At 47.0% G+C, this 4,121-nt stretch carries 4 protein-coding genes; 2 read left to right on the top strand and 2 right to left on the bottom strand.

Annotation, left to right across the window (positions count from 1 at the left end):
* Positions 1 to 54: 54 nt before the first annotated feature.
* Positions 55 to 579 (bottom strand): GNAT family N-acetyltransferase, encoded by a 525-nt coding sequence (locus AC5JMF_RS30170; RefSeq protein ID WP_495799386.1) that lies wholly within the window; start codon positions 577 to 579, stop codon positions 55 to 57.
* 559 nt (positions 580 to 1,138) lie between these two features.
* Here AC5JMF_RS30170 and AC5JMF_RS30165 point away from each other — a divergent pair.
* Together AC5JMF_RS30165 and AC5JMF_RS30160 are read left to right on the top strand one after the other, a co-directional pair.
* Positions 1,139 to 1,858, top strand: a complete 720-nt coding sequence (locus AC5JMF_RS30165) for a hypothetical protein (RefSeq protein ID WP_495799385.1) — start codon at positions 1,139 to 1,141, stop codon at positions 1,856 to 1,858.
* A gap of 126 nt (positions 1,859 to 1,984) precedes the next feature.
* Complete coding sequence (locus AC5JMF_RS30160; protein WP_495799384.1) at positions 1,985 to 2,917, top strand: alpha/beta fold hydrolase; 933 nt, start codon at positions 1,985 to 1,987, stop codon at positions 2,915 to 2,917.
* Between the two features lie 93 nt (positions 2,918 to 3,010).
* On the opposite strand, the gene tsaD is transcribed toward AC5JMF_RS30160, so the two are convergent.
* Positions 3,011 to 4,066 carry a tRNA (adenosine(37)-N6)-threonylcarbamoyltransferase complex transferase subunit TsaD gene (tsaD, locus tag AC5JMF_RS30155; RefSeq protein ID WP_495799387.1) on the bottom strand — a complete coding sequence of 352 codons (1,056 nt, stop codon included), beginning with the start codon at positions 4,064 to 4,066 and terminating at the stop codon, positions 3,011 to 3,013.
* Positions 4,067 to 4,121 lie beyond the last annotated feature (55 nt).

Genomic DNA, 4,121 nt, shown 5'->3' with positions numbered 1-4,121 from the left:
GCGTTAGCGACGCAGGAGCGTCGCGTCATTACGAATTACGAATTACGAATTATTTTAATGAGGATACCAAAACATACCCTTAATGCCTTCTGGATCTGCCATAAACCCCATAGTTCGGTAGAAATCTACAACATGGGGATCAGCGAAGAGTGTGACATTACTAATTTCTTCACTTCTGAGTTTTTTGAGGACGTATTTCATCAGGGCTTTGCCCAGTCCTTTACCTTGAAAATCTGGATGAACTACTACATCCCAAATAGTGGCGTTAAACGCATGATCTGAGGTAGCACGGGCAAAACCAATCAGCCGCTTTTGATTTCCTCGTACCTGCCACATTGAGGCGACGAGAAAACTATGCTCAATAGCTTTTTTGACTTTTCTTAAAGGGCGACGCGACCAACCGACTGCATCACAGAGTTCCTCTAGTTCATACAGGTCGATATCTCGCTCTGTGCTAAAGACTATGCGATCGCTGCTAGAGCTAGAATTGCTCCCAGCTTCCACTGTTTGCTCTTCAAACGGAGTCTTAGCTGTCGCTACAGATTCAGGAGTACTAAACCAAGTTTTCCAAAAACCCATGCCAACGCGGTTCGGGTAGTATAACTAAATTGGTTTCACTCTCAAAGAGAATGCGCTCACGCCCAACACAGCTATTTCCATTTGCTATCCCTAACACTCAAATTTTTCGGTTGTGTTTGGGATTTGCAATGTTAACAGCCAATTAGAGTGTGTTTTACACCAATCATTTTCAACTTTAGCATTTTGTTGTTAAGCCTAGAAGAAATTCCCAAAAAGGGAAAGATATAAGAATTAGGGATTGGGGAATTGAAAATGGGGAATTGGGAATGGATAAGAGGCAGAGGGGCAGGGTGCGGAGGGAAAGGGGAAGTCTATCTGTAACCTTCTCCCTGCTCCGTGCTACCTGCTTCTCTCATCCCCGGTTGGTGAGCGAAGTCGTACTGCGAAGCAGAACCCGCAGGGTACCACATCCCCAGTCCCCAGCGATGCACTGAGCTTGCCGAAGTGTCCCCAATACCCCATTCCCCACTCCCTCCAGGAGCGGGGGCCCCGAGTTCCCCAGTCCCCAGTCCCCAGTCCCCAGTCCCCAATCCCCAGTCCCCAGCCCCCAACCCCTACAATGGCTTCTGGTTTAAAATCTTCAACTTTGGAACTTTTAAAGCGCTTCAACCGAGCGTTTCCCCAGTTTTATGAGCAATTTGTCAGCAGTGAAATTCAACTGCAAAACTTGCGGTTAGCCTATCGTCTCTATAAAACCAGACGTGCTGTTATAGAACTGAAATCGGAAGGTAACAAAAGTGCCTTGCATTTCGCATACCGCAATCAGTCTTTTTTGCTCAGCGATATTTTTGGCGTGTTAGCAGCTTATGGGTTGACTATCCACGGCTTAAGCTTATACGGTCAGATTAGACCGCCAATGTTAGTTTTTATCAAACTGCTGGTATCCCGTGGTAGCAAAGCTTTAACCGATAAAACAGCAGAAAATGTCTGTCGCGCCATCCGCGAGGCTTTAAGAGGACGATTTGAGGTAGAAGAGATGTTAGCGGTAGAATTTAATCTGGACGCTGGCTTAGAGCAAGTACAAACTGAGTTCTATGTAGATCCAGTCTTTCATCTCCCTGCTTTGGTGATTGAAGCTGATAATCAACCAGGGTTATTCTACAAAGTCATGTACGCTATTTGGCAGGAAGATTTACTAATAGTCAATGCTAATTTGCTAGTTTGGCGAGGGCGTACACGACTAATTCTCTATTTATTGGGGCCGAATGAAAGTCTGATTCCTGAATATCTGGGACATAAAATTGCTGAAGGGGTCAGACAGCGGTTGCTAGGTAAATAAACCAACCATTCCCCATTCCCCATTACCCCTAATCCCCACTCCCTCCGAGAGCGGGAGCCCCGAGTTCCCCATTCCCCTATCTACTCCGTATTTGGTCGCGCCCGCCCTTAAGGGTACGATAGAAGTATGGCAATCATCGAAATTTTGGGCGTTCCACACGCATACGAGCTAACAGCTCCTACTTCCTGCCCTCATGCTCTAGTATTTATCCACGGTTGGCTCAATAGTCGTGGATACTGGCAGCCTGTGATTTCTCGCTTATCAGTTGATTTGCAGTGCTTGTCTTATGATTTGCGAGGTTTTGGTGAATCTCAGTCCCAAGTAAAAACAGATTTTAGTCGGGAACAAACAACTTCTCTAAGCTTGACTACTGTCTCTAGTAGTGCAGTTAGTGCTGCTTTCGATTCTATATATACTCCATTCGCCTATGCTCAGGATTTAGCAGCACTTTTGCAACAGCTAAATATTACTAGTGCTTGGCTAATTGGTCACTCCTTGGGAGGCACGATCGCGCTTTGGGCAGCAGCACAATTACCTGAATGTGTCAAGGGAGTCATCTGTATCAATGCAGGTGGTGGTATATATCTCAAAGAAGCTTTTGAGCAATTTCGCTCAGCCGGTCAGAAATTTTTACAAGTCCGCCCCCGTTGGTTGTCCCAAGTTCCTTTAATTGATTTACTCTTTACAAGAGCAAGTGTGGCACGTCCTCTAGAGCGTTACTGGGCACGTCAGCGAGTGATTGATTTTGTCGTGGCTGACCCCGAAGCGGCACTCGGAACGCTGCTAGACTCGACCACAGAGGAAGAAATTAACCGTTTACCTCAACTGGTGTCCCAGATCAAACAGCCAGTTTATTTTTTGGCTGGTGCTGAAGACAAGGTAATGGAACCAAAGTATGTGCGCCATCTAGCCAGCTTTCATCGATTGTTTCAGTACTGCGGTGACAATGTGATTGAAATTCCTCATTGTGGACATCTGGCTATGTTAGAGCAGCCAGATGCAGTTGCCGAAAATATTCGCTCAATTGTTACTAGACAAGAGTCAGTGGTGAGTGGGTAGTAGTTATTGGTCGAAAAGAGGAAAGGAGGCAGGGGGGATGAGGGAGATGAGGGAGAAATTTTCTCCGCGTCCCCGCGTCCTCTTGCCTATTCCCTATTCCCTATTCCCTAGTTGATACAACTTCATCACCTGTGTCAATGGCAATCTCGATTCAACGCCCAAAGTCAGGGATGAACGATGACCACGGGATAAATGCTCAGCCGCAGCACAGCCAATCATGGCGGCGTTATCGGTACAGAATTTCAAGGGCGGAAATAGTACCCGTAGGTTATGCTCGATGGCAGCAGCTTGTAAGTTTTTTCTCAGACCGCTATTTGCCGCTACACCTCCACCAACGGCAATTGTGTCTAAACCATAGTCTAAGGCACAGGCGATCGCTCTTTTGGTGAGCGATCGCGCCACGGTTTGCTGAAAGCTAGCTGCTATGTCTGCTACTGGCACTTGTCCATGATCTTTCTCTATCTGCTGCACTAAACGCAGCACAGCCGTTTTCAAACCACTAAAACTCGCATCATACCGATGATATCCCCCACTCGGCAGGGAGATTTTTCCTTCTGGCAAGGTAAAGGCTTGGGGATTCCCCGCCTGTGCTAGCTTGTCAATAATTGGCCCACCAGGATAACCCAGCTTTAATAACCGCGCTACTTTATCAAAGGCCTCACCAGCTGCATCATCACGGGTTTCGCCAAGCGTTTCGTAGTTACCACAATCTTTGACATAGATCAAGCTTGTATGTCCGCCTGAAACAAGTAAGCTAAGAAAAGGGGGATCTAAAGTTGGCTCACTCAAATAAGTGGCACAGATGTGACCTTCGAGATGATGAACTCCCAGAAATGGTTTTTCGTGTATCATCGCCAAAGTTTTGGCAGCAGTTAAACCTACTAATAGCGCTCCTACAAGTCCAGGGGCGCAAGTAGCGGCAATGGCATCAATACTTTCCCAATCTAGTTTGGCTTGTTCCAAGGCTTGGGCGATCGCCCCATTAATTATTTCTAGGTGCTGGCGAGATGCTACTTCCGGTACCACCCCACCATACTGCTGATGGACTGGAATTTGGGAAGCAATAACACTGCTACAAACTTCACGATTATTAACAATTGCGACAGCTGTCTCATCACAACTGGTTTCTATGGCTAGGACGGTTGGCATGGGACTGGGGACTGGGGACTGGGGACTGGGGATTGGGGATTGGGGATTGGGGATT

Source organism: Desmonostoc vinosum (assembly GCF_059505385.1).
Note: the sequence above shows the minus strand (reverse complement) of the source record. Positions and strands in the feature narration are given on the sequence as shown.

Bases quoted from the DNA above. Each gene is read 5' to 3' on its own strand.
- AC5JMF_RS30170 (WP_495799386.1), bottom strand. From the start codon at position 579: ATGGGTTTTTGGAAAACTTGGTTTAGTACTCCTGAATCTGTAGCGACA.
- tsaD (WP_495799387.1), bottom strand. From the start codon at position 4,066: ATGCCAACCGTCCTAGCCATAGAAACCAGTTGTGATGAGACAGCTGTC.
- AC5JMF_RS30160 (WP_495799384.1), top strand. From the start codon at position 1,985: ATGGCAATCATCGAAATTTTGGGCGTTCCACACGCATACGAGCTAACA.
- AC5JMF_RS30165 (WP_495799385.1), top strand. From the start codon at position 1,139: ATGGCTTCTGGTTTAAAATCTTCAACTTTGGAACTTTTAAAGCGCTTC.